Source organism: Gudongella sp. DL1XJH-153, assembly GCF_049310905.1.
In the GTDB taxonomy this organism is placed as follows: domain Bacteria; phylum Bacillota; class Clostridia; order Tissierellales; family Tissierellaceae; genus Gudongella.
In genome coordinates this window covers 1-25,463 of sequence record NZ_JBMEMN010000012.1, presented here as the reverse complement: position 1 = coordinate 25,463, position 25,463 = coordinate 1, and the positions used below count along the sequence as shown (strand labels likewise).

The 25,463-nt window shown below is 38.6% G+C and carries 28 protein-coding genes; 24 read left to right on the top strand and 4 right to left on the bottom strand.

Annotated elements, in window-relative coordinates:
- Positions 1-90: 90 nt before the first annotated feature.
- The 11 genes from ACOEN1_RS06365 to ACOEN1_RS06315 all read left to right on the top strand — a co-directional run bounded on the left by ACOEN1_RS06365 (position 91) and on the right by ACOEN1_RS06315 (position 10,031).
- Complete coding sequence (locus ACOEN1_RS06365) at positions 91-783, top strand: response regulator (protein WP_422485726.1); 693 nt, start codon at positions 91-93, stop codon at positions 781-783.
- A 1-nt stretch (position 784) separates the two neighbouring features.
- Positions 785-2,572 (top strand): ATP-binding protein, encoded by a 1,788-nt coding sequence (locus ACOEN1_RS06360; RefSeq protein ID WP_422485724.1) that lies wholly within the window; start codon positions 785-787, stop codon positions 2,570-2,572.
- Between the two features lie 86 nt (positions 2,573-2,658).
- Positions 2,659-3,165 carry a hypothetical protein gene (locus ACOEN1_RS06355; RefSeq protein WP_422485722.1) on the top strand — a complete coding sequence of 169 codons (507 nt, stop codon included), beginning with the start codon at positions 2,659-2,661 and terminating at the stop codon, positions 3,163-3,165.
- Between the two features lie 22 nt (positions 3,166-3,187).
- Entirely contained in the window at positions 3,188-4,612 is a 1,425-nt protein-coding gene (locus ACOEN1_RS06350) for a hypothetical protein (RefSeq protein WP_422485720.1), read from the top strand.
- Between the two features lie 11 nt (positions 4,613-4,623).
- Positions 4,624-5,469 carry a two-component system regulatory protein YycI gene (gene yycI / locus ACOEN1_RS06345; protein WP_422485718.1) on the top strand — a complete coding sequence of 282 codons (846 nt, stop codon included), beginning with the start codon at positions 4,624-4,626 and terminating at the stop codon, positions 5,467-5,469.
- Positions 5,470-5,555: 86 nt separating this feature from the next.
- Entirely contained in the window at positions 5,556-6,350 is a 795-nt protein-coding gene (locus ACOEN1_RS06340; RefSeq protein ID WP_422485716.1) for an MBL fold metallo-hydrolase, read from the top strand.
- A 15-nt stretch (positions 6,351-6,365) separates the two neighbouring features.
- A complete protein-coding gene (gene htrA / locus ACOEN1_RS06335; RefSeq protein ID WP_422485714.1) occupies positions 6,366-7,511 on the top strand; it encodes a serine protease HtrA in 1,146 nt (381 codons plus the stop codon).
- A 9-nt stretch (positions 7,512-7,520) separates the two neighbouring features.
- The gene (gene surE, locus ACOEN1_RS06330; protein ID WP_422485712.1) at positions 7,521-8,291 is read left to right on the top strand and encodes a 5'/3'-nucleotidase SurE; all 771 of its coding nucleotides are present in this window, start codon (positions 7,521-7,523) and stop codon (positions 8,289-8,291) included.
- A gap of 79 nt (positions 8,292-8,370) precedes the next feature.
- A complete protein-coding gene (tpx, locus tag ACOEN1_RS06325) occupies positions 8,371-8,883 on the top strand; it encodes a thiol peroxidase (RefSeq protein WP_422485710.1) in 513 nt (170 codons plus the stop codon).
- Between the two features lie 136 nt (positions 8,884-9,019).
- Positions 9,020-9,499, top strand: a complete 480-nt coding sequence (rlmH, locus tag ACOEN1_RS06320; protein ID WP_422485708.1) for a 23S rRNA (pseudouridine(1915)-N(3))-methyltransferase RlmH — start codon at positions 9,020-9,022, stop codon at positions 9,497-9,499.
- 25 nt (positions 9,500-9,524) lie between these two features.
- A complete protein-coding gene (locus ACOEN1_RS06315; protein WP_422485706.1) occupies positions 9,525-10,031 on the top strand; it encodes a GNAT family N-acetyltransferase in 507 nt (168 codons plus the stop codon).
- A 20-nt stretch (positions 10,032-10,051) separates the two neighbouring features.
- Here ACOEN1_RS06315 and ACOEN1_RS06310 read toward each other — a convergent pair whose 3' ends face one another.
- Positions 10,052-10,792, bottom strand: a complete 741-nt coding sequence (locus tag ACOEN1_RS06310) for a class I SAM-dependent methyltransferase (protein WP_422485704.1) — start codon at positions 10,790-10,792, stop codon at positions 10,052-10,054.
- Between the two features lie 89 nt (positions 10,793-10,881).
- Between ACOEN1_RS06310 and ACOEN1_RS06305 the strand changes: the two genes are divergently transcribed.
- From ACOEN1_RS06305 to ACOEN1_RS06285, 5 genes are all read left to right on the top strand, one after another.
- On the top strand, positions 10,882-11,355 hold the full coding sequence (locus tag ACOEN1_RS06305; RefSeq protein WP_422485702.1) for a GNAT family N-acetyltransferase: 474 nt from the start codon (positions 10,882-10,884) through the stop codon (positions 11,353-11,355).
- A 158-nt stretch (positions 11,356-11,513) separates the two neighbouring features.
- The gene (locus tag ACOEN1_RS06300; protein WP_422485699.1) at positions 11,514-12,416 is read left to right on the top strand and encodes a GNAT family N-acetyltransferase; all 903 of its coding nucleotides are present in this window, start codon (positions 11,514-11,516) and stop codon (positions 12,414-12,416) included.
- Positions 12,403-13,347 (top strand): ketopantoate reductase family protein, encoded by a 945-nt coding sequence (locus tag ACOEN1_RS06295; protein ID WP_422485698.1) that lies wholly within the window; start codon positions 12,403-12,405, stop codon positions 13,345-13,347. Before ACOEN1_RS06300 ends, ACOEN1_RS06295 begins: the two co-directional genes overlap by 14 nt.
- Before the next feature lie 83 nt (positions 13,348-13,430).
- On the top strand, positions 13,431-13,892 hold the full coding sequence (locus ACOEN1_RS06290) for a DUF6608 family protein (protein WP_422485696.1): 462 nt from the start codon (positions 13,431-13,433) through the stop codon (positions 13,890-13,892).
- Positions 13,840-14,352 (top strand): GrpB family protein, encoded by a 513-nt coding sequence (locus ACOEN1_RS06285; protein WP_422485694.1) that lies wholly within the window; start codon positions 13,840-13,842, stop codon positions 14,350-14,352. Before ACOEN1_RS06290 ends, ACOEN1_RS06285 begins: the two co-directional genes overlap by 53 nt.
- Before the next feature lie 43 nt (positions 14,353-14,395).
- Here ACOEN1_RS06285 and ACOEN1_RS06280 read toward each other — a convergent pair whose 3' ends face one another.
- A complete protein-coding gene (locus ACOEN1_RS06280; RefSeq protein WP_422485692.1) occupies positions 14,396-15,001 on the bottom strand; it encodes a TetR/AcrR family transcriptional regulator in 606 nt (201 codons plus the stop codon).
- Positions 15,002-15,051: 50 nt separating this feature from the next.
- Positions 15,052-15,459: a hypothetical protein gene (locus tag ACOEN1_RS06275; RefSeq protein ID WP_422485691.1), complete on the bottom strand. Its 408-nt coding sequence runs from the start codon at positions 15,457-15,459 to the stop codon at positions 15,052-15,054.
- A 167-nt stretch (positions 15,460-15,626) separates the two neighbouring features.
- On the opposite strand from ACOEN1_RS06275, the gene ACOEN1_RS06270 reads away from it, so the two are divergent.
- The 7 genes from ACOEN1_RS06270 to ACOEN1_RS06240 all read left to right on the top strand — a co-directional run bounded on the left by ACOEN1_RS06270 (position 15,627) and on the right by ACOEN1_RS06240 (position 22,339).
- Complete coding sequence (locus ACOEN1_RS06270) at positions 15,627-17,138, top strand: serine hydrolase domain-containing protein (RefSeq protein WP_422485690.1); 1,512 nt, start codon at positions 15,627-15,629, stop codon at positions 17,136-17,138.
- Positions 17,139-17,199: 61 nt separating this feature from the next.
- Positions 17,200-17,955: a Nif3-like dinuclear metal center hexameric protein gene (locus ACOEN1_RS06265; protein ID WP_422485689.1), complete on the top strand. Its 756-nt coding sequence runs from the start codon at positions 17,200-17,202 to the stop codon at positions 17,953-17,955.
- Positions 17,956-18,080: 125 nt separating this feature from the next.
- Positions 18,081-18,431 carry a DUF2200 domain-containing protein gene (locus ACOEN1_RS06260; protein WP_422485688.1) on the top strand — a complete coding sequence of 117 codons (351 nt, stop codon included), beginning with the start codon at positions 18,081-18,083 and terminating at the stop codon, positions 18,429-18,431.
- A gap of 203 nt (positions 18,432-18,634) precedes the next feature.
- Positions 18,635-19,600, top strand: a complete 966-nt coding sequence (locus ACOEN1_RS06255; RefSeq protein WP_422485687.1) for a hypothetical protein — start codon at positions 18,635-18,637, stop codon at positions 19,598-19,600.
- A gap of 162 nt (positions 19,601-19,762) precedes the next feature.
- The gene (locus ACOEN1_RS06250; RefSeq protein ID WP_422485686.1) at positions 19,763-20,368 is read left to right on the top strand and encodes a TetR/AcrR family transcriptional regulator; all 606 of its coding nucleotides are present in this window, start codon (positions 19,763-19,765) and stop codon (positions 20,366-20,368) included.
- An 84-nt stretch (positions 20,369-20,452) separates the two neighbouring features.
- Positions 20,453-21,328, top strand: a complete 876-nt coding sequence (locus tag ACOEN1_RS06245; RefSeq protein WP_422485685.1) for an alpha/beta hydrolase — start codon at positions 20,453-20,455, stop codon at positions 21,326-21,328.
- 48 nt (positions 21,329-21,376) lie between these two features.
- A complete protein-coding gene (locus ACOEN1_RS06240) occupies positions 21,377-22,339 on the top strand; it encodes an alpha/beta fold hydrolase (protein ID WP_422485684.1) in 963 nt (320 codons plus the stop codon).
- Positions 22,340-22,407: 68 nt separating this feature from the next.
- Here ACOEN1_RS06240 and ACOEN1_RS06235 read toward each other — a convergent pair whose 3' ends face one another.
- Entirely contained in the window at positions 22,408-23,514 is a 1,107-nt protein-coding gene (locus ACOEN1_RS06235) for a DUF4932 domain-containing protein (protein ID WP_422485683.1), read from the bottom strand.
- A 289-nt stretch (positions 23,515-23,803) separates the two neighbouring features.
- On the opposite strand from ACOEN1_RS06235, the gene ACOEN1_RS06230 reads away from it, so the two are divergent.
- The gene (locus ACOEN1_RS06230) at positions 23,804-25,264 is read left to right on the top strand and encodes an aldehyde dehydrogenase family protein (protein WP_422485681.1); all 1,461 of its coding nucleotides are present in this window, start codon (positions 23,804-23,806) and stop codon (positions 25,262-25,264) included.
- Positions 25,265-25,463: the final 199 nt, after the last annotated feature.

Below are 25,463 nucleotides of genomic sequence, written 5' to 3'. Positions count from 1 at the left end.
GGATTGCTCATAAACTCTCAAATCAATTGACTTATTTGACCTGGTAGGAGATAATTTACTTAAATAAAACAAAAAAACGGAGTGATTCATATGAACAACAAGGTACTTGTGGTCGACGATGAAAAAGCCATAGGAGATATAATTAAATTTAATCTGGAAAAGGAAGGCTTCCAGGTTACAGTTGCATATGACGGAGAAGAAGGGCTTGAAAAGATAAAGCTGACAAAGCCAGATCTTCTTATATTGGATATTATGATGCCTAAAAAAGACGGATTCCAGGTTCTAAAAGAGATAAGACCAACCTTCAGATTTCCTGTTATTGTCCTTACCGCAAAAGAAGAAGAAGTAGACAAGGTTCTTGGATTGGAGCTAGGTGCTGATGACTATATGGTAAAACCATTCAGCATGAGAGAGCTTGTTGCCAGAGTAAAGGCAAACCTGAGAAGACTTGACTACGATATGTCTGCAGGAAATGGTGCAGCTGAAATAATATCCCAGGAACTGGAAATAGATTTGACCAGATATGAGGTCAGAAAACATGGAAAAGTAATAGAAGTGACATTAAGGGAATTTGAGCTTCTTAAATTTCTAGCGCTTAGTGCTGAACAGGTATTTACAAGAGAGCAACTTCTTGAAAAGGTTTGGGGATATGAATACTACGGTGATATAAGAACCGTGGATGTTACAGTACGAAGACTGCGCGAAAAAATAGAAGATGACTCCGGTGATTTTAAATATATCCTCACCAAGAGGGGCGTCGGTTACTACTTCAGGAGGGTCTAATATGTTCTCCAGTATCAAGTGGAAGTTTATCGTGGTATATTTTCTTCTGGTTTTTATTGCCATGGTTATAATAGGAATTTTCATAGTAAACAGAATGGAAGATCAGCAGCTGCAGACTGCAAGATCATCAATGGAACAGCAGGTAGAAACCATAATGTCGACATCCAGTTATATTGCAACAGGTAACTGGACTGAAAACAGGGAAGGAATTCAGAGCACCTTAAATGATTGGAGACTTGGGACCGGTGAGACATTATACGTGATATACGATGAGAATGTCCCAAAAATTCTGGCTACTACAAACAAGCAATTTGAGTCCATTGTTGGAAATAATGCCCTATCGTACAGATATACGGATTCGACGCTTATTGGAAGAGCTTTTCAGGGGGAAAGGGCTCAGTCAGTCTTAATGGATGAAGTTGCGGGAAATGAATACATGCACTTTGCTGCTCCGGTTTTTTCCAGTGTGGGAAAAATAAACGGAGTACTTTACATGACTTCTGACTTGTCCAATGTGGCAAGTACCATTGAGGACTCAAGGGCTATCCTTACAAATGCAACACTTATGGCATTGGGGATAACCATTGTACTTGGATTTTTTATAGCAAGCAGCATCACAGGTCCAATACGTGATGTCACCAAAAAAGCAGAGGAGATGGCACTTGGAGATTTTGACCAGTTTGTTGAGGTCAAGTCAGATGATGAAATAGGACAACTTGCAGGGATGTTTAATCATCTGACCCTTAAGTTGAAGGACACCATCGAGGAAATGGATCTCGAAAGGAGCAAGCTGGATACAATATTCAGCTATATGGCCGAGGGTGTAATTGCTGTGGATAAAAATGGAAGCATAATACACGCAAATCCAATTGGGCAGAAGCTTATGGAGATAGACGATGAGTTTTTGGACAGATCGGGTACATTCGAACTTGAAAATCTGGGGATGGAAAACATAGATTATACAAATCCCGAAACCCTTAGCGGAGAAACCACTTTTGAAAAAGATGAGGGAGTATATAAAGTCAAGTATGCACCATATAAGAACGAGAGGGACAGCATAGCAGGGGTAATAATGGTGCTTCAGGACATTACGCAGGAACACAAACTGGACAATATGAGAAAAGAGTTTGTTGCAAATGTTTCCCATGAGTTAAAGACACCCATAACTACAATAAAAAGCTATGCAGAGACTCTGATGACTAACGAGGTTGACGCAGAAACGGAGCAGAGGTTTCTTTCGGTAATTGATAGGGAGTGCGACAGGATGGGAAGACTCGTAAGGGATCTTCTTCAATTGTCAAATATCGATTACCAGAAGACAAAGTGGAACAGGACAAATATTTCAATCGGGGATATGCTTCTGGATTCAATTTCAAAACTACAGCTTTTGGCAAATGAAAAGAACCAGAGAATCACTTCATATATTCAACCTGAGTTGCCGGAAATAAGGGCTGACAGGGATGGAATCGAGCAGGTTATATTAAATATTTTAACCAATGCAATAAAGTATACCGAAAAAGATGGAACAATAAATGTAAGTGCAAAATCAAGAGAGCACTTTGTAGATGTCAGCATATCTGATGATGGAATTGGTATACCAGATGAGGATGTGGGTAGAATATTTGAACGATTCTACAGGGTTGAAAAAGGAAGAAGTAGGGATATGGGAGGTACAGGCCTTGGATTATCCATTGCCAAGGAGATTATTGAAGCACACAATGGTACAATTGAGATCATAAGTAAAAAGAACAATGGTACCGTTGTAAACATAACATTACCTGCTGTGTAATTTAACTTTAACCCTGCTGTAATATGCTTGTAATATTAAAGGGGTATAATGCAAATGAAAGAATATGCAGATAAGGGGGTTAGGGTATGTTTAAAAGAACATTGGCCAGTTTGATGATAATGATAGCAGTCCTAGGTTTTGCAAGCTTTGCGGATGCATCCAATGTCACAACAGGAAATGCAATCACAGCAAGGACTGATTATGAAATAATAAAGCCGGAAAGACAAGTTTATTCTTCAAGTGAAAGAGTTGTGCTTATTAACGGCAAGGCACCTTCTGGAACTGAAATAACTGTAGAACTTTACGGAACAACAGATTTGACAAGAAGAAGCTTCAATCTGGACAGATTACCTTCCTCTGAAGATTATATATTGATTGCAAGTGAAAGCATAACTTCTGGAAATCTTGGATTCTTCCAGAAACAGATGGATCTTGTAAGGGGTATTAACAAGCTAGTTATAGACTTTGGAGTGGATGGAGTAGAGGACAAGCAATTTATAGTTTATAAATATGATGTTAGAAGTACAACAGATGTAAGGCTTCCTTACACAAGGGACAGAAGCATCAATAACATGATACCGTTAATTAGATAGCGTAACAAAAGGAGAGGTTTGGATGAAGGAAAAATTAAAGACCATTCTCCTTTTTCTTTTGGTGGGATCAAGTCTGGCGATGACACAGCAATTGTGGATGCAGTTCCCGGAAAGGGTGACGAATTTTTTCAAAACTGAGATATCCTATTCATCATCTTATCTACTTTCCGACATGATTGCTCCCAACAAGTATCTTGTAGGCTTTGGTCAGAGTAACTATACAATGATCTATGATGCAAACAAGTATGGAATTTGGGATACATCCAAGGAATCATTTGCTCAACTCTTAAGCTCAGACACCATCAGGATAGAGGAACCTGAAGCAGGATACAGACCCGGTGAGACTGGAGAAACTACAGTAGTATTCTATTTTTCAGAAAGCCTTAGCACATATATACTTGCAAAGGCCTGGAATGTAAACGAACCAAATAACATAGTGGATACCATACCGTATGTGGATAGAATTTCCATTGTACAAGGTAGTGGTGGTCCTTTTTTTGTTTTTTCAGCCGAAGACAGAGATGTTTTGATATACGATTCAGAGATTTCAGTGGACAATGTAATTTCAGAGATAAGAGATCTCGAAGAGAGTGATGACTTTGACTACTATTATTCTCTAACAGAAATATTCCCTACAGAGGTTGGAGAAATCTATGTACCCTATGAAATAAGACACAGTCTACCGGTTGTTTATGTAAGCAATGATGTGGTGACAATGACATCTGAAGAAAAAGGTATTTTGGCAGAAAGATTTCTTGAAAAGGAAATTGACTATATCAGACAGATTGTTGAAAGCAATGGATCAACCATATACATTAATGACAACCAGGTTCTTAAGTTCAATCTTAATGGAACAGTGGAATATTTCCGCCCGTTGGTAGATACCATACAGGAGAGAAATCTCTATTTAAGTCTTTCAACAGCAGCAGAATTCATATCCCAGAAGGCTTACTCGGCAAAGGGGATGTACCTGGCTGGAATAGAGGAAATAGAGGCAGATGGAAGTCTTGGATACAAGCTTAGCTACAGATACAGAATCAGAGGAATACCAGTGCTCCTTGGAAACAGGGAGGTTCATGAGTATGTTGAGATTGAAGTTTTCAACAATCAAGTCAGAAGATACCAGCAGCTATTCAGAGGAGAGATGAATCTTAATATTGCACATCTTCAGGATAGCAGAAAAATAATGTCTTCTTTTGATGTCATTGACCAGAATTACGCATATCTTGAGAACAGGTACCTTCAATATTCAGGGGAGAGCAGAGAAGCCATCGGAGAGCAGCTTGTCCAAAGGGTGCTTTCATCGGTTGAGGACATTACAATATCATATTACGATGCAGGCTTAAAGGATCAGGAAGAGAGACTGATAGGGATATGGCTGATCAGGGCACACGGAAGAGTTTATGCTTTCAATGCATACACAGGAATGTTGGTATATGAGAGATAGGAGGGTAACGAATGGATTGGTCTAAAGCTAAAACAATACTAATAGTTGCCCTAATTGTAACAAACATATTTCTTGCATATTTTCTTTTTGGGGAACAAACTCCTGGCAATGCTACATTTGATTCAGAATTTCTGGAAGAGACGGAGAAACTGTTGGGAAGAAACGGTATCAAGCTTGAAGCTTCTGTCCCAATGAAGACAGAACAGCTTTACAATCTGATTGTAGAGTATGAGAAAATGGAACCCACTTTGCTCAGTGAACGGTACTTCATTTCGGAGACAGATATTGATAGAACAGAAGGAGCGTTTGTTGAAATAGAATCAGAAGATGAATCAATAACCATTATAAACAATAAGCTTTTAATATATGAGAACTCAGCACAATCTACTGAAAACGACATAAATAACCTCGACCATGCTATTGAACTTGCATTGGGATTCTTAATGGAGAGAGGATATGAAACAGATGATATGAAACTATCTTACTGGAGAGAGACTGAAAATGGATTCTATCTAGATTTCACAAAGGTATTTGAAGATTCATATATAGAGCTTAGTTATACGGTATTTAGAATCGAAAATGGTCAGGTCGCAAGAATGGAAAGAACCTGGTTAAATACAAAGGATATTGAGCAGACTGACTACAGAATTGTACCAGCTCCAAAGGCGATTCTTGAGTTGTTGAGCATGGAGGATGCAAGCAACAAGACAATTACAGAAATTTCTTTATGCTACTATTTTGATCCGGAAAAACAGGATTATCTGGACGATTATCAGCAGGCAATGGAAGGTAAAGCAGTTCCTGCCTGGAGAGTACAATTCCAGGATGGGTATGATGTAATACTTGACCTTGAATAATAAGGCAAAAAAAGAAGAAGGGTCCTCCTTCTTTTTTTTTGCATATTGCTATATAATTAAAGAATCAACACCAAGGAGGTCTCAAAATGACTGTTAGAGTTTGCTCGCTTTCAAGTGGAAGCAGCGGAAACTGCCAATATATTGAAACAGAGAGCACGAAAATAATTATAGATGCCGGTTTTTCAGGAAAGAGGATTGAACAGCTCCTTAATGAAATACAGGTGGATCCGAAGAGTCTTGACGCCATACTAGTTACACACGAGCATATTGACCATTCAAAAGGTGTTGGTGTTCTTTCCAGAAGATACGACATTCCCGTTTATGCCAACGAGAATACCTGGAAGGGGATGGAGTCGACAATTAAAAGTGTAAAGATGCACAACACCAAGGTATTTTCAACCAACAAGAACATAGAATTAAAGGATATACTGATTCATCCCTTCAATGTATCTCACGATGCAAGTGAGCCTGTAGGATATATCTTATTCAACAATAAGACAAAGTTGAGCTTTATTACAGATACAGGCTGGATTAATGAGGGTATAAAGAAAAAAATAAGCAATTCACATTTCTACTTTATGGAATCAAACCACGATATAAAAATGCTGATGGAGGGAAGTTACCCCATGATGCTTAAAAAAAGAATTATGAGTCCTAAAGGACACTTGTCAAATGACGATGCTGCAGACATACTTTCAGAAGTTCTAAGAGGTGAAAATGAGATCGTTTTGCTCGCCCACTTAAGTCAGGACAACAACAGACCCGACCTTGCCTATTCAACTGTAAAAAATGGGCTCCTTAGTCAGGGATTTGACGTTGAGAATGACTTAAGACTCAATATGACCAACAGAAATGGTATAAGTGGAATTTACAGCCTTTAGCAAGGAGGAAAAGTGATGAATGACTACAACTACGGAAACTACTATAAACCACCCAAGCGGAGAGGGATATTCTCATATGTTCTGGTAGCCCTAATTGCAGGAATAATTGGTGGGTTAATCAGTGCATATGTGGCGCCCACATATCTATACGGTAAAATTATTCCAACTCCGGAAATATACTCAGAAGGTCAGCCATCAATGATGAACTCCGTTACAATAAATCCTGTGGAGGGAATTAATGTTGTTGCAGCGGTTGCAACAAAGGCAGTTAGTTCAGTTGTTGGAATCACAACTGTTCAGATAGAAAGGGACTTTTTCTGGTCAAGACCGGTAGAGGGAGTAGGCTCCGGAGTCGTTGTCAACAGTGATGGATATATTCTTACCAACTCCCATGTAATCGGTGATGGGAATGCACAAGAGATTCAGGTTCTATTTGAAAACGGAGAAAAGATTCAGGGAAGCGTTCTATGGTATGATGCAACATTGGACCTTGCAGTTGTCAAGGTCAATGCCTCAAATCTCCATGTAGCAGAGCTGGGCGACTCAGATCAGGTAATAGTCGGGGAGCTTGCAGTGGCAATTGGAAATCCACTTGGATTGGATTTTCAAAGAACCGTAACATCAGGAGTCATTAGTGGATTACACAGGTCAGTTCAGGTGAATCAGTACAATGTTATGGAAGACTTGATTCAGACGGATGCCTCAATCAATCCTGGAAATAGCGGAGGACCTTTGCTGAATTCAATTGGAGAGGTCATTGGAATCAATACTGCAAAGATACAGACTGGAGAAGGACTTGGATTCTCAATCCCAATAAATCTTGTAAAACCGGTACTTGAGGAAATAATCGAAGAAGGAAGCTTCAAGAACGTATATATTGGATTCACAGGTAGTGAGGTTCAGATATACGAGGTCCAGATGGACACAGAGCTGCCAGCGGATTACGGAGTAGTGGCAATTGAGATTCTGCCTGGCTCACCTGCTGCAGATGCTGGACTTAGATCTCTTGATGTAATAACCTATGTGGATGATGAACAGGTAACCAGCATGGCAAATTTAAGAAAGATACTTTACAATTATAGAATCGGAGAAAGTGCAGAACTTACAATAAACAGAGACGGAAATATCAGAAAAATAACAGTAAGATTCAAGGAATTTTAGGAGGCAGAGATGAAGATATTGTTAGCCAATGACGATGGAATAATGGCCGAGGGCATATACACCTTGGCGAAAGCATTAGAAAAAGAACACGATGTAATAATTGTGGCACCTGAAACTCAAAGAAGTGCGCAGAGTCATGCCATAACATTACATAAGCCAATAGTAATAAAGGAAGTGGAGTTGGAAGGAATAAAATCACCGGCCTACAGTATATCAGGTACTCCTGCGGACTGTGTCCGGGTTGGAATGGAAGAGCTAGCCGATGATAAGATAGATATTGTATTCTCAGGAATAAATATGGGTCTTAATTCAGGTATGGATATTCTGTACTCTGGAACTGTTTCAGCTGCAATAGAAGCAAATCTTTACGGGGTTCCAAGCGTGGCAGTTTCTTCTGAATGGACAAAGCAGGGTGTAAACTATGAAATTGCAGCAAAGTATGCCCTTCAGGTAATTGAAAAAATGAACACTGAAAAGATGACCATGCCAATAGTCCTTAATCTAAATACTCCATATGATCTTCATGATGAAAACAAGCCAATAAAAGTATGTAAAATAGGTGGACCGATTTACGATTACTACTTGGCTGAGAAGAACGGTAACGGAGAGAGAACCTTAAAGGTGATGGGAAGAAAGGATGCAGACTTTAAAGAGAATACAGACAGGTATTATCTTAGTGAAGGCTATGCAACCCTGACGCCCCTAAGCTATGATTTCACTAATTTCCATCTTATTGAGAAAGTTAGGCAGTGTATCGAAGAAGAGGCAAAATGTGAATAATGAATATATTTACGGGTATCTATCAAAAGAGCTTGATTTTGGAAGCTAAAATGATTATTTAAAAAAGGAGATAGATACAATGAGTAGAAGAACAGATACACTAACAGTTGGTGGAAAACCAATGACGCTTATCGGTACAGAGGTAAGTGTTGGGGACAAAGCTCCGGAGTTTACAGCTCTAAAGGCTGACATGAGCCCTTACAGCCTTAGTGATGCAGGAGACAAGGTAAAGGTTATATCCGTAGTAACATCCCTTGACACAGGCGTATGTGAGACACAGACAATAAGATTCAACGAAGAGGCTGCAAAGCTTGAAGATGTAGTAATAATTACTATCTCAGTAGATTTGCCCTTCGCTCAAAAGAGATTCTGTAGTGCAAATGACATTGATAATGTAATAACCCTATCTGACTATAGGGAGCTTGATTTTGGAACAAAGTACGGCTTTGAAATTGAGGAGCTGAGATTGCTTTCCAGAGGAATTGTTGTACTGGATAAAGACAATACAGTCAAACATGTTGAGTATGTTTCAGAGAACTCAAATCAACCAGACTATGACAAGGCTCTTGAAGTAGTCAAAGGTCTGATTTAGTTTAGCCTGATCAGAATATTGTAGTGGCCTTCCTTTTGGAGGGCTTGTTTTTTTGTCAAAAAATGCTGAAATTATGCTATTATGAAAGTATATGAAAGCTGGTACAACGAAATAAGGTCATGTATTGGAGGGTGAAATGAATATTGATATCCTAACAGTGGGAAAGATTAAGGAAAAGTACTTAAATGAAGGCATAAAAGAATATAGCAAGAGACTATCCAGGTATTGCGGTTTAGATATTATTGAGGTGGATGATGAAAAGGCTCCCGAAAACCTCTCAGACAAGGAGATGGAGATGATCAAGGATAGGGAAGGCGACAAAATCCTTTCAAAAATTCCTGCAGCAGCCTTTGTGGTAGCTCTTGCAATTGAAGGTAAGCAGCTTTCATCAGAAGACCTTTCTCAAAAGCTGAGCGATATTATGGTTGAGGGAAATTCTCATGTAGTATTTGTAATCGGAGGCTCCCTTGGGTTGTCAAAAGAGGTATTAAAAAGGGCCAATCTAAAGCTATCCTTCTCAAAGATGACCTTCCCCCACCAACTTATGAGAATGATCCTTCTTGAGCAGATTTACAGGGCATTCAGGATAATGAGGAATGAACCGTATCATAAGTGAGGGTGGTTTAAAGGAGGGTTTGTTAATGTTTAAGGAATCAAATCTAAACAATAAGAAGAAATTTATATTTCAATCAGAAAGATGTTATGTAAGATCTTTTGTGGAGTATGATCTAGATGATTTTTTATCATATCGTAATAATCTGGAATGGATGAAGTTTCAAGGATTCAAAGGATTATCTAGAAAAGAATATGAAGAAGCATTATTAAAAAAGCCCTCATTTGAAAAGGGAGCACAGTTTGCAATATTAAGAAAGGTAGATCAACACCTCATTGGAGACGTTTTTATAAAGATGGAAGATGACACCTTCTGGATTGGGTATACTGTAAGTCCTTTGTATAAAAGACAAGGGTATGCATATGAAATAGCTAAATCAATGATTATATGGATGAAACAACAGGGAGAATATAAGATTAAAGCAGGTGTTGAACCTAAAAACATATCTTCTATCCGGTTACTTGAAAAATTAGGCTTTTTACTCTTAACCGAGGAGGATGGTGAATTGATTTATTTATTTCATCAAGCTCAGTAAGTTGTAAGTAGAGACTTTTGTTACTTGGTCATCACATAAAAAACATAGCTGTACTCATCACCATATTTGTGATATAGGTCGATTTCGTGTTGGAGCATAGCTACAACCTCTTTAGCCATGTCATTATCATCGTATTTATCAAGCATTTTGTTTAGGTTAGCTTGGAGAGGGATGTAATAGTTTTCTGTCCAATCAGTACTTGGTGTGACAAAATGTCCTTGATAGGTGTAACCGGCAGCCTCGATCTGACTGATCTTGTTTTTGATTGTATCTATCTGCGGGTACTCTTCATCCCAAAAATCTGAAATCTCATCAGATGGATTGTCCACAAGCCAGCTGACTTCACTACATATTAGATAACCATCATCCTTTAGGAGTTTTCTCCAATCTCTTAGCCCATCTTCGAATCCAGCTATATAGATAGCGCCTTCGGACCAGATAAGGTCAAATGATTGTTCCTCAAAGTCCATATCAAACATTGAGATGCACTTACCAGTTACCCTTTCAGACAATCCATTTCTTTTTATGGTATTGTTCAGATTGTTGATAAAACTCTCGTGATTGTCTATTGCAATTATTTTTGCTTTGGGGAAATTCCTAGCCAATATTAAAGTATGAATACCATTACCACAACCAATATCTAAAATTTTCAAATTGTCTTTTGGTCCCTTATACATGGAAATGGCCTTAAGTGTGGATTCTTCACTCCCTGGTGCCAGTCTGTTCATACCATCAAATGCCTCAAAGAAATAATTTTCCATTTTACAAACCTCCCTTTAATTAATTATACTGTTAATTAGGAGATGTAACAATGGTATCAAAAAAATGCTAAGCTAAGGAGGGATAATCAGTGAAATTTAAGGAGATTACATGGGATAACCTGTGGGATGTTATGGCACTGAGTGTTAATGATGATCAGAAAAGGTTTATTCCGGATGTATCTGTCTTCTTGGCTCAAGCATACGTAAATCTAAAGTCAGGTTATAAGGACAGTTGTTTTGCCATATACAATGAGGGCACATTGGTGGGTTTTACCAAAATAGTCTATGTTCCATCCCATGAAGAAACATATAATTTTTCGGAAACATCCTACATGATAGATGCATTGATTATAGATGCAAAATATCAAAATAATGGCTTAGGTAAAAAAGCTCTTAAGATGGTTTTAGACTATACAGATTCGCTACCTTTTGGGGAGAGCAATTCAGTTAAGTTATTATGTGAAGATGAGAATACTAGAGCGGTGCAACTATATCACAGTTTTGGATTTAATAAGACAGATGTATTTTTTGGAGGGAAGAGATTACTTGAGTTAAACAGATAAGCTAAACAGCATCTGAAATAGCTGCAAGGAGGTTAGGGGAATGATAAATACTCATTGTATTTTAAAAGTGAAATTGCAAGTCAACAAGGGTGGTTGATTTTTGCACAATTGTTTTTTTATGATCAGAAAACTATGTAATTATAGTAAGGAGGCAATACATGACAATCGGATTCAGGAATTACACAAAGGAAGCAGGTATCACAGAGGACTATCACAAGGTTAGAGAGTTCTTGTTGCAGCTTGGATCAACAAATTATACATATGCAAGGTGGGACTGGATGATAACCCATGATTACTTGGATAAGAATGCCTTGAATAGAATCGGACTATGGGAGGATGGAGAGAACATAGTCGGAGTGTCAATCTTCGATCTTCAGCTTGGCACAGCATATTGCCTCACTAATCCCGAGTACAGTGAGCTTAAGAGGGATATGCTCTTGTATTCGGAAGAAAACTTGGCCAAAGGAGACAAATTTGGTGTGGTTATTCCAGACCTTGATGTGCATTTCCAGGGTATAGCAGCGGATCTTGGCTTTGTAGCAACCGAGAATAAAGAGTCAGATGCAATTTTTTACATGGACAAGACCTCCACGGAGTTCACTTTGCCTGAAGGATACAGGATTACCACCATGCAGGAGACCTACGACCTTTATCAGTACTATCGTGTGCTGTGGAAGGGATTCAATCATGAACTGAATGGGGAGGGTGAATTCGAATTCACAAAGGAAAATGAGATGTCTGGAAACCTTCAGATGAAACGCGACAATGTGGACCAAGACTTAAAAATAGCAATTGTTGCACCTGATGGAAGCTTTGTTTCCTATTGCGGAATGTGGTATGACAAAAAAAGTGACTTTGCAGTGATTGAGCCTGTGGCTACGGATCCGGACTATAGAAGAAAAGGGCTTGGTCAAGCAGCAGTTCTTGAAGGAATACGACTTGTTGGAGAGCTGGGAGCCAAGAAGGTGTTGGTAGGTTCGTCACAGCAGTTTTACTATAGTATAGGGATGCGACCATTTTCAACTGCCAGCGAGTGGAGGAATATAAATGTCAAAGGATAAGAAGAAGATATGCGTGTATGGACTTGGAGGAGTAGGTGGATACCTTGGTGGAATGCTGGCTCACGGCGCAAATCAGTCAGATAATGAGGAATATAAGGTATATTTTATAGCCAGAGGAAGACATCTTGAAGCTATAAAGAATGAAGGACTTACTCTTGTCACACCATCAAAAGGTAGTATTTCATGTCATCCAGTAAAATCAGTCGAAAAAGTAAATGAGCTACCAGTTATGGATTATGTTATTGTAGGGGTAAAGGGATATGATCTTGAAGAAGCAGTTGCTAACATAAATGGGATAGCAGATGATAATACGGTAGTAATTGCACCTTTAAACGGTGTCGATATATATGAAAGAATTAGATCAAAGCTTGAAAGAGGAACAGTCCTACCTTCTTGTATTTTTGTTACTTCCTCAATAGAAGCTCCGGGAGTTGTTGTTCACAAGGGAGGAACCACAAAGCTGGTACTGGGAAAGGATCCAAATAACAAGGAATATGACCCCAAAGACCTTCATCAAATACTAAAAATCGCTGGGATCCCATATAAATGGGTAGATGATGCACTTCCCACAATTTGGGAGAAATATATTATGTTTGCGCCCTTTGCCTTGGTAACGGCATATTCAGGCAAGACATTTGGAGAAGTGATGGAGAATGCTGAGCTGAAAAAGCTGATTGAGGAAATAATGGAAGAGGTCGTTGAGCTTGCCAGAGCTAAAGGAATCGATGTAAAGGACTCCTTGATTGAAACATACCTTGGAAATGCAAGCTTCTATCCCTATGAAACAAAGACATCCTATCAAAGGGATATTGAAAGTGGAAAGGGAAAAGATGAAGGAGACCTTATTGGAGGAACAATTATAAGACTGGGAAAGGAAAATGGCATTAGTACATCAACAACAGAGAAAGTATACAGACAGGCTCAGCTTTAAAAGAGAGAAAATCCTGATTTAGATGCAACTATATAAAGGCGAACAATATAAGGGATTTGCCTTAGTGGAAGGAGATTATGGTTTTGATAAATAAAATAGCTAATGAGTTAAAAAGAGGATTAATACTGTTTAGTGTTATTTTCTCATTTACAACGGTTTTAAGTAGCTCCATCCAGTTGTATCAGGGACAGGTTACCGATACTAATTTCCATATCATAAACAGGGCAGCAGTAGTTCTAATTGCTGTTATGACGATAATTCTATGGGACAGAGTCAAGCTGAAGAATAGAGTTTTGACCTATCTTGTGCCCTATTCAATCTCCATGGGAGTGGTATTTCTTTACGTGTGGTTTACCGGTTTCTTTCAACCTCTGCACCCAGATGCATACAGGGATATTTTCCTTAACTTTACAGTGATATCAATATTGGTAATGACAGTTATTTTTGTAAGAGATAAATTAAAGACGAAAAATTCAACTGGGAGTGAAGATGGTGAGAACAAAAAACGTAATGGTGGTACCGTACGATCCAAAATGGAAGAATGAATTTGAAAGGCTGAAGTCGTATCTTAAAAATGCGATTGGAGGCATGAGCATTGAAATTGAACATGTTGGGAGTACTTCAGTTGAAGGTTTATGGGCTAAACCCATAATTGATATTGATATTGTCATTGAAAAACAGGACGACTTTGAAAGAGTTAAGGACAGGCTTGAAAAACTTGGCTATTACCACGAAGGGGATCTTGGAATAAAGGGTAGAGAAGCCTTCGGGTATGATGAGAAGGATGAATTTATTAAACATCATCTCTACGTATGCCATAAGGACTCACAGCAATTGAAAAATCATATTAAGTTCAGGAACTATCTAAGACAGAATAAAGAAGATCGGGACAGGTACAGTGAGGTGAAAGCCAAGGCATCCAAGGGCAACCCTAAGGATATTGAGGGGTATATGGAGGAAAAGAGTCATATAATTGAAGCTATATACAAGAAAATCGGGCTGTGATGGTCAAGGTACCTTCTAATCACAGCCATTAAGGATCCTAATATCAATCATATTTCGCAAGACCCAACTCCATTGTGCTACATATGTCAATCACTGCCCCGCCGTAGTTAAAGCCTTCTTCATCACTGTATTTTTCAATATTCAGAAGAGCTGAGGTTAGGGTAAAGGCGGCTGCCCTTATATCGATATCTTCTCTAAAATCACCTTTTGCCACAAATACTTCAATTATAGTCTCAAAAAGCTTCATGGTGGTTGGCATAAGGTCAGCCAGGATCTCTTCCTTAACACTTTGGGGGCATTCCTTCAGGAAACGATCCTTTAGTGCAACCATAGTCTCATCCCTGTTTTCAAACTTGTAGGATTCAGAAATCATTCTTGAGATAAGCTCTCCAAAGCTTTCCGTGGATTCAGTAGTTATACCAAAAAGAAGATTACTCTTATCTGTACCGATATCACTGAAAATATGCTTGAACAGATCGTCCTTGTTGTAGAAATACTGATAGAAGCTTCCTTTTGGAATATTTGCCGTCTCCACAATAGAGTCGATGGTGACCTTGCTGTAGTGTTTATGGGCAAAGACTTCTTTTGCTCCTTGAACAATCCTATTCTTCTTTTCACTTGAAAGGTTAAAAAAAGTTTGCTTTGGCATTTGAATTGTCCTTTCTTTGGTATAATGGGAGTATATAAATCTTCTGCAGTCTAGGAGTACAGGAACAAGCCAAGAGCTATAAAAATGACCGATGCTGCAAATACAGAAATATTTAACCTTAACAGCTTGGATTTATCATGTAAAGTCTCTGAAGCAAATTCCCTGAACTTTTCATAATTGAAAATCAGCGCGGATATCTTTATTAATGACAGCGTTGTGATAACTGCGATAATCCAGCTATAGTCCACATCCAGTCTAAACACCTGAATCCAGGTTATCACAACCACAATTATACCAAATCCAGCTACAATATTTACCCACATGGGTTTCTTTTCGGAATAAGCATGTTCCATCTCCCACTTGTTCCACTTATCTCCCAAAGTAATCATAAGAATCCTTGTGATTATTCCGACAGCTGCCCAAACAAAGCAAAGATAACTAAAATAATTGAAATTCATTTACAACTCGCCTCCTCGGCATGACTAATAGTCATATAGTTTATAGATATATGATACATCAATCTAGAATAAAGTCAAGCGGTAATTGAGAAAAATTTAACATTATCCCCTTGGAGTACGAAGAATATACTCAAAGAATAAATACACATGGAAGGGATGACAGTTATATGGATGAGAAAAAACCGGTTTCTAACGGACTTACCAACAGAATGCTTACTGGAATACTGATGACTGTTTTTATATTTGTAACAATCCTAATCGGTTCCCATCTAGTGGCGCCTGCCATGGATGTTCAAAAGGATGCACCCTCATATGAATTCATCAATTACCTGGAAAGAAGAATAGATTCTCTAATGGGGAAATACAAAATACCAGGTGTGAGTATTTCGTTGGTAAAGGAAGGGAGAATAATTTGGTCAGGTGCATACGGGTACTCTGACATTGAAGACAACAGTAAGATTGACATTGATACATACTTCAGGGTGGAATCGATCTCAAAATCCGTCACTGCTTGGGGAGTAATGAAGTTGGTGGAGGATGGTGAAATTGATCTGGATAAACCCATAACCAGATATATCAGTAACTGGAAAATCCCTCAATCCAGATTCTCCTATGATAATATTACAGTGAGACAGCTCCTTACTCACACATCAGGAATGCCTTTGGGAGACTTTCTAGACCGATATCCACCTGAAGAAGAAATGCCCTCCCTGGAAGAGAGCTTGTCACAAAAGGCGATTCCAATTCAAATGGCAGGCAAGGAATTCTTCTATTCAAACATAGGATATAATTTGCTTGAGCTTTTGGTGGAAGAGGTTACAGGAGAAGACTTTGCGTCATATATGAAAAACATGATTATGATACCCATTGGAATGAAACAATCAACTTTCAACTTTGGAGATATTGCTGGAGAGTCAGTCCCAACTGGCTATGATATAAAGGGAGAACCAGTTCAACCATATGTCTATCCGGAGAAAGCATCAGGAGGACTCATTTCAACCGTTGAAGATGTGGCATTGTTTATGATGGCAGGAATGGATGATGAATATAGGCTAAATCATGACGTTCTGGAGAATAAAAGTGTGGACGAACTCTATTCCAAAAGAATTGAAGAAATTGGAGTCTACGGTCTGGTTTTTGATGGTTATGGGATGGGGTACTATCTTGAAGATCTGTCAAATGGAATCCAATCAATTGCCAATGGTGGACAGGGTGGTGGTGTCATGACGTACTTTCACTCCATACCTGAAACAGGGGATGGGATAGTTATTTTGACAAACAGTCAAAGGAGCTGGCCATTCTTCGGACATGTCGTGAATGTCTGGGGAATGTGGAATGGACATGGTGAGGTTGGATTTGGTAAAATTATAATAGCTCAAAACATTCTCTGGGCTGCAGTTTTGTTGTTGTTTATAATCTTCCTTGTTCAACTGCATAAGGTGCTTTTAAATCTGATTAATGGGAGAAGTAGGTTTTCGTGTTCAAGCCTCTTAAACTCACCTAAGAACCTTTTGAGAATGGTTGTCTCATTATCTGCATTGATGGGACTATTATGGTCAATAAATCAGGATTATCTATTCTTAACTTCGATTTTTCCCATAGTTTCCAGCTGGATTGGAGCAGTGATATTATTGCTTGCATTGGAACAGGCATTAATGGGATTTCTGATTGATTTCTGATCAATCAGGGAGTTATACTTTTAATGAGACAAAAAATTTTGCTGATACGAGGAGGCAGGTTATGCTAATTAAGGATTTTGAGAAGCTAACTATTGATGCATTTACAGAAGAAAAGCTGCAATTTGTTAAGGACAAGGATGAGTATGGATTCACTACCATGGGATCAGATGAAATAAAGAGAGTCGGGTACTGCACAAACCTAACAATCGAGACTGCAGGAGAAGCGGCTAGGCAAAAGGTTGATCTATTGATAACACATCACGATGCCTGGGAATGGATGACTGGAATGAAGGAAGAGGCACTTGATATTTTGAGAAAAAATGACATTACACACTTCTTTATCCATTTGCCCTTGGATGATGCCGTTTTTGGCAACAATACTACAATACTCGGGAAACTCGGATTTAGAGTGGTTGAAAAGTTCGCAAATGATGATGGGATGTACTGTGGGAGAGTTGGGGAACTGGATATACCAATAGAGTTTAAGGAACTTGCAATAAAGCTTGAGATTCTGCTGGAAGAGCCAGTGAAGGTCTGGAAAAACAATGACAGATTGGTGAAAAGAATTGGAGTGGTAACAGGTGCTGGGTTTTCCACTACAAACATAGAGGAAGCTGTCAACTTGGACTGTGATGTTTATTTAACCGGCGAAAAGATACTATATACGGTTCAATATGCTATGTTTCGCGGGATAAATCTAATAATAGGCAGTCATACATTCACGGAAATTTTTGGATTGGAAAGTCTGGCTGAATTGATAAGTGAGAGATATCCTAAGCTTGAGATTATTAGGATTTCCGAAGAACACGTGGAATAAAGTGTTTAAAGGACAGTATATACGAGACGAGAAGACAACCCATAGAGAACGGTTTACAGATATTTATGGGTTTTTAGTTTTTTTGTTTACTTTATAATCAAATAAAGGAACAGAAAGGAGAAATTATGGCAGAGCAAAAGATTTATAAAATGAGTTTTGCAAAAGTATATCCAATGTATGTGGCAAAGGCAGAAAGAAAGGGACGCACAAAGGAAGAGGTAGATCAAATCATCCTTTGGTTGACTGGATACAGCCAGGAAGAGTTTGAAAAGCAATTGAGAAATAAAGCTGATTTTGAAACATTTTTTTTGGAGGCAACAAGCCTGAACCCTTCAAGGCATTTAATAAGTGGAGTTGTCTGTGGTGTAAGGGTGGAAGATATTGAAGATCCACTTATGCAGGAAATAAGGTATCTGGACAAGTTGGTAGATGAGCTTGCAAAAGGTAAGAAGATGGAGAAGATCTTAAGAAAGTAGATTCATTCATACCCATGAGGATACCCAGGGGTTCAGACTCCTTTGGTTAGATTTTGTGAGAAAGTAAAGTCTAATTCAATAAAATCTTGTAAGATCAACTGTAAAGACAAATTAGACATAAGCTGCTTGGATTATCTGGTATACTATATATTGTAAGAAATAGTGTAGATGAACCATAATCACTCAGAAGAGGTGATAAATCCATGATAAAAACAAAACTGATTTTAATCGACGGAATAACAGGCTCTGGAAAATCTACAACTGCCCAGTTTCTTGCAGGACAGTTGAGGTTAAACGGAATCAAGGCAAAATGGTATCATGAGACAGAGGACAGCCACCCTTTGGCATATGAAGAGGATGTGGAGGTTTTTTCATCTAATCAAGAGAGGGATAAGTTCTTAAAGACCATCCCAAAACTGTGGAGAAAGTTTTCAAAGGATGCTGAAATATCAGACCATGTACATATTATCGAGAGCCATCTGCTTCAGGATACTGTCAGGATTTTGTTCCAGAATAATCTTGATGAGACTAGAATATCAACATTTGTTAAGGAGATTGAGGATATAATTGAGCCTCTCAATCCAGCCCTACTTTATTTTAAACAAATGGATGTGGAGCATTCAATAAGAAAAGTCTGGAAGCGCAGGGGTGAAGACTGGAAAAATTGGTTTGTTGACTCTGATATTCAGACACCTTTTGTTAAATCCAGCGGTATTATAGGAGAAACAGGAGTTATAAAACTCTGGGCTGAATATCAGAACTTCACTGATAAAATTTTTGAGGGTTATGGATTTAAGAAATTATGCATTGATAACTCAGAAGGAAATTGGACTACATATCATCAACAAATGATGAAATTCTTGAGCCTGAACTTAATTTCCGAGACAGTAGATGTAAATATTGATGAGAAAAGAATTCTTTGCGGAACATACAAAGAAAAGGAAGGGGATTTGAGTTGTTCAGTTAAGCTACTTGATGAAAATTTGGTATGTGATCTGATCTGGCCAGATATTAGGGTCCTACCAGATGCTACAAGGAAGAATCTTTTCTACCTCGAATCATTTCCAATTAATATTGAGTTCATAGAAAACAAGGATGGATCAGTGGAGAGTATTCACCTAAGTGGTTCAAGAGAAGCATTTGACGGGAAGAGATTGATAAGAGTATAAAAACCTACCATGGGCATCCTATGGTAGGTTTCTTTGAATAAATCGAGTTTGTAGTATTGACAGTAGCGATAAATAGAATTATACTAGACTCATAAGTCTAGACTGACGAGTCTAGTTGAATCAATAAGGGATAGGAACTGCCAGACGATAAGGAGTTTAATTATGAAAAGAGACGATATTATCAATGCTGCTATAATTGAATTTGGAGAAAACGATTATAATAATGCCAAAATAGATTCAATCATTAGCAGCTCAAAAACCAGTAAAGGGACATTTTATCACTATTTTAACAGCAAGGAGGAGTTGTATCTTGAATTAGCAAGAAAAGCTACGGAAAAGAAGATAGATTTTTTAAATTCAAAAACTCTATTCCAGGACAAAGCATCAGTTAGCTACACGATATTTGAAATTCTTCATAAACAGATAAAAACAGCAATGGACTTTGCATTGGAATTTCCCGAATATGCTACTTTAAGTATAAGGATTGCTACTGAAACAAACCAGGAGATAAAAGGGAAAATACGGTCTGTAGTTGGAAATATCTCTGGAGATTATTTTGAGAAGTTGATAGCGAAGAATATAGAAGATGGAGTGATCCGTGAAGATATTCCTTATGATGTGGTATCCGGATTACTCAGTTTCATGCTTACTTACTATATAGATTTTATAATAAATCTAGGTGTTGAGATTAATGTGGTGAATCAAGAGAAGATTTATGAATATCTAGAGTATTACATTGCTTTTCTTGAAAATGGGCTCAGAAAGTGAGTCAAGTGTAACAAATAATACCTGATGGGTCTAAAGAAGTTCTAAATAATGATTAATAACTGCAATATAATAGGAGGAAGAGAAATGTTAAATTTAGAGAAAAGCATATATTTTGATGAGTCTTTGGATCATTACGAAATTGGATCAGGGAATAGTCTCTATACTAGAATAGTTAGTGTTGATAAGAAAGGCAAGACAGCGATATATATCCATGGTGGAGGATCTGGTGGGAATCACACCTTGTTATTGAGGCCGACGAAGTGGATGATTGAACATGAATTGTTTTCTAAGGTAATATTGCCTGACAGGCGGGGAGAGGGTCTAAGCAGTCCTTTAAAAGAAAAATTGACTATAAAGGATCATGCAAAGGACATGAAGGCTCTCTTGGACAAACTCGAGGTGAATGGTCCCATTACAGCAATAGGATTATCTTATGGAGGACCAATAGCCATAGAATTGGCAGCCATGGATTCCAGGATTGATGAAGTGATCTTGATGGCATCCTCACTAGGCTTGAGGGATGTAGATGGCTTTAGGGGATTTCTTTACAAGCATGATTTACTTACACCAATAGTAAAAAGGTATTATAGGAGAAATCTTGGTAAATATGACTGGAAGTATTCAGAGTTCGAGAATGTTTATGATTTGAAAACAGAAAAGGAGTTAATGAAATTCTTCACAGAAGAGATAAAGCACACTGATAAGAAAATGTTGGAAAGCCTGCTGCTTCAAAATGCCTCTACACTGGATAAGAATAACAACGGAGTAAGTTCTGAAATTGAGTTGAATATTCCAATATGCCAGGTAATAGGTGGCAATGATGAGATATGGGAGACAAATTTGGAAAGTTATAAAGATAGATTTCCAAATATCAAATCAACAATCATTGAAAATGAAAGACATAAAGGTGCTATTTTGAACGCTCACAAGTTTTACGAAGGTCTGTTGAGTATGCTCTAGAATGTGAGATTCAGGAAACTCCATCAAGAAGAAATGTGGGAGGTGAATATGAAACCCTTAATGGTATTTGGAATTATTTTGGCTAGTATTTTAGCAATAGTAGTTATACTGTTGTTTGCTTCCAGAATCAACCACAAGAATAAGTTGCAAAAAGAAGCCAGAGAATTTTTGCCACCAGGCAGTATAATTGAAGTGGATGATAATAAAATACATGTCTATGCTACTGGTGAAGGTGAAACTACACTTGTCTTTATGGCGGGGCACGGTACCAGTAGTCCCACATTGGACTTCAAGCCACTATGGAGCAGGCTTATGGACCAGTACAGGATTGTAGTAGTCGAAAAATCAGGATATGGCTGGAGTGATGTATCAAATAGTCCAAGGGATATTGATACCATTCTGGAAGAGACAAGAAAATCACTCGACTTTGCGGGAGAAAAAGGACCATATGTTCTTGCACCTCATTCCATGTCAGGTCTGGAAGCAATATATTGGGCTCAGAAATACCCGGATGAAGTTAAGGCGATAGTAGGGCTGGATCCCAGCATACCTGAAACTGTAGAATTGCTTCCTGAACCAAAAAATATGCAGCTGAGGCTCTTGTATTATATTGCCAGAATTGGTCTAACAAGGTTTATGCCGGAATCCGAAACCAGTAGAAATCTGCCTCTGATGGATTCAAATGATCTGTCAGAAGAGGATAAGCATAGATACAAGGCCTTGTTTTATAAAAGCACCTTAACAGAGGATATGCTTAGGGAAGTGGAATACCTTAAAGAAAATGGGAAAACCGTTGAGCAAGGATCAACTCCAAAAAGTATTCCAATGTACTTCTTTATTTCCCAACAGCAGGATAAAAGAGTTAATGGATGGAAGGATGCATTGCTTGGGTATCTTTCAAATATAGACACAAAAAAACATATGATTCTTGATACAGAACACTATGTTCATCATGATAAGTCTGATTTAATAGCCAGAGAGATAAAAGCTTTTCTTTCTGAAATCGAGTAAAGCTTTACTTATTGAGGAGGATAGATATGAAAGAAGTGCCCAGGGGGAACGTCCCCATGGGCGCTTTGTTACTTGAGATTGAGAAATACCTTCATTATCTCAGGGTGATAATCTTCAAAAGTTGGGAATTCGTCCCTATTTTCAGTGTAGTGGCAAACTGCCTCAACAATCTCGTATATATACTTAAAGCCCCGTTCACGATCCTTTGCAAGGGCATTTTTGTAAGCTGTTTCACCAAGAATATTCTTTAACATGATAGCAGTGTTGGCTCTTACAATATGCTCATTGACTGTTGTTTCCCAGGTTGTGTAGGCCTGGTTGGACATTACATTCTTGAGTGGTCCATACAAGTCTTCTGTTTCCTCCAAAATCTCTCCTTGCTGCGCGGTAAGTGGATTAACATAGGTGTGGGAAATCTCATGGACCAAGACGTTGATGAATATCTCTTCATCGTCATATACTCCAAGGGTTGGAAGCACCTCAAGGGATCCGGTCTTCAGATCAATGGAAACACCGTAGGCGTTCTTGGCATGGGGAGTGACCGTGATGATGGAATTTTGTATTGGCTTTCCATAGAAGTCCTCAACCACTTCCTCCACATTGTATGAATTTACAATATAATGCCCCTTATCCATCATTTTTATGTACTGCTCTTTATTATCCCTGAAGTATGAATCAAAGTCACTGTCCATTCTAAATGCCTTCTGATAAATCATTAGCTTTTCGAGATTCTCCTGTCCGCTGGACCTTTTCATTGTAAACTCATTGATCTCGATGTCATTCCTCAATTTGAAATTCTCGTTGAAATGGTAGATGGATGAGGGAATGGCATCATAGGTGTAGCCCCTTATCATCATCGAGGAGAGCATCTTCACAAATTCATGGTCCTGAAAATCCTTGAACCTTTCCTTGCCAGCCTCAATATAGGGTGTGTTGTCTTGGTAATTGGTGAAATCATTGCCGCTATTTGCCATTTCAACAGCCAGATAAGTGGCCTCAATCATTGGACTCACCCTAAATCTTATTCCAGAATCAAGATTGTAGTAGATGGATTTCACCGGGTCATATCCGTCAAAGCGCGGATCATCCAGGGTCAAATCAGGGATTGAGTTTGGAGAGGCACATCCCGATATAATAGATATTAAAGCTATTAATAGCACAACAATCCTTCTCATTACAATACCTCCAATAAACGAATTAGTCTCAATTATAATAAATAACTTGAACATGATAATACAATAACATAATAATACACTTATGTTGATAATTCAACAAATATTAAGAGATTGGATGTAAAGCTTTGAAGACAGGATTAAATTGTGCCCAGTTAGGTCACTTTTAAATGGTCCCGGTACATCCCCGTGGGTATTCCTATGTTATATTTCAGTTGAAAAGTAAGTTGTTCTGGGTATCTTCAATACATGGACAATAACGATCGATTAGTATGAAAAGGGGAGGTAGCTTATGACTGAACTTCAAAAATACAATAACTATATCGATGGGAAATGGGTAAAACCCACTTCAGGTAAATATTTCAAAAATATAAACCCAGCTGATTATGATGATGTAATCGGAGAATTTCCACTGTCATCCGGTGTGGATGGTAAAGCTGCAGTTGATTCCGCATCTGAGGCCTTTAACACATGGAGTAAAATGCTCCCGAAAGACAGAGAAGTCTATCTTAATAGATTTGTTGATATGCTTGAGGATAATGTGCAGAGGATAGGTGAGGCGATCTGCAGGGAAGAGGGAAAAACCCTGAAAGATGCAATATCAGAACCTGAGAAGAGTATCAGGGAATGCAGCTTTATGATTGGAGAAGGTAGGAGACTTGAGGGAATTACAATGCCCAGTGACAGAAATGGAGTAGAAAGTGTCGCAAAAAGGGTCCCAATTGGAGTGGTTACAGCAATAAGTCCATGGAACTTTCCATTTATCACCCCTCTGAGAAAGATTATCTCAGCTTTGGTTACTGGTAATACCGTAGTTTTCAAACCGTCATCTGATACACCCCACACCGGAGTCATAATCATGGAGCTGTTCCACGGAGCTGGTTTTCCACCTGGAGTGGTGAACATGGTTATTGGAAAGGGAGATGACTTGGGGGATTCAATTGTATCAGACCCTTTGGTGAAAGGCATAACCTTTACTGGATCAACTGATGTAGGGAAGAAGATTAACAGAAAGGCTTCCAATAATTTTACTAAACTGCAGTTTGAAATGGGCGGGAAAAACCCTGCAATTGTTGCAGATTATAAGGATATCCCCCACGCAGCACGAGAGATAACCGATGCAGCGTTTTCTCTTACAGGCCAGCGATGCACTTCAATTTCCAGATTAGTTGTACTAAGGGAACATGAAGAGGAATTGGTTTCTTCGATTGTTGAGAATATGAAAGATATTGTGGTTGGAAATGGAAAGGACCCATCGGTTTATTACGGACCAATGATAAATGAAGCTGCTGGTAAAAAATGCATGGAGTATATTGAAAGTGCAAGAGAGGAAAATGCCAAAATATTGGTTGGTGGAAACAGACTCACTGGAGGTGAGTATGACAAAGGGTTCTATATTGAACCGACCTTGATTGTCAATGCTGACAACGAAATGAAGGTCTCCAGGGAAGAGATATTTGGACCCGTTCTTGTTGTCATCGCGGTTGAAAGCTTTGATGAAGCTATTGAGATTTCCAACAGAACCAAATATGGTCTTTCTTCAGTACTGTTTACTGATAATCTTGACTATATTGGAAGATTTTCAGGAGAAGTAGAGGCCGGTATGCTTCATATAAATCACGGGACAGTTACTGACCCATTTATGCCTTTTGGTGGCATTAAGGACTCAGGATTAGGTGAGTATTCCAAAGGCTCTACAAACAAGACTTTCTTCACAAACTGGAAGGTAACCTATACCAAGTATACTCGCTAGGGAGAATTATCGGTTAATAGTGTAGCTGAAGATGTCTACAGCGATAAGCCAAAGAAGCTTTTGTCCAAGAATCAGTCTATAAGAGCTTACTGGAGGGGATGTCCCCTTGGTAAGCTCTTATCAGTGCGCCCGGCATGGGTGCAATCTAACGGGTGAAAGTCCCCAGTGCGGGTTGATAGTGCCAAGCACATAGCCAAGA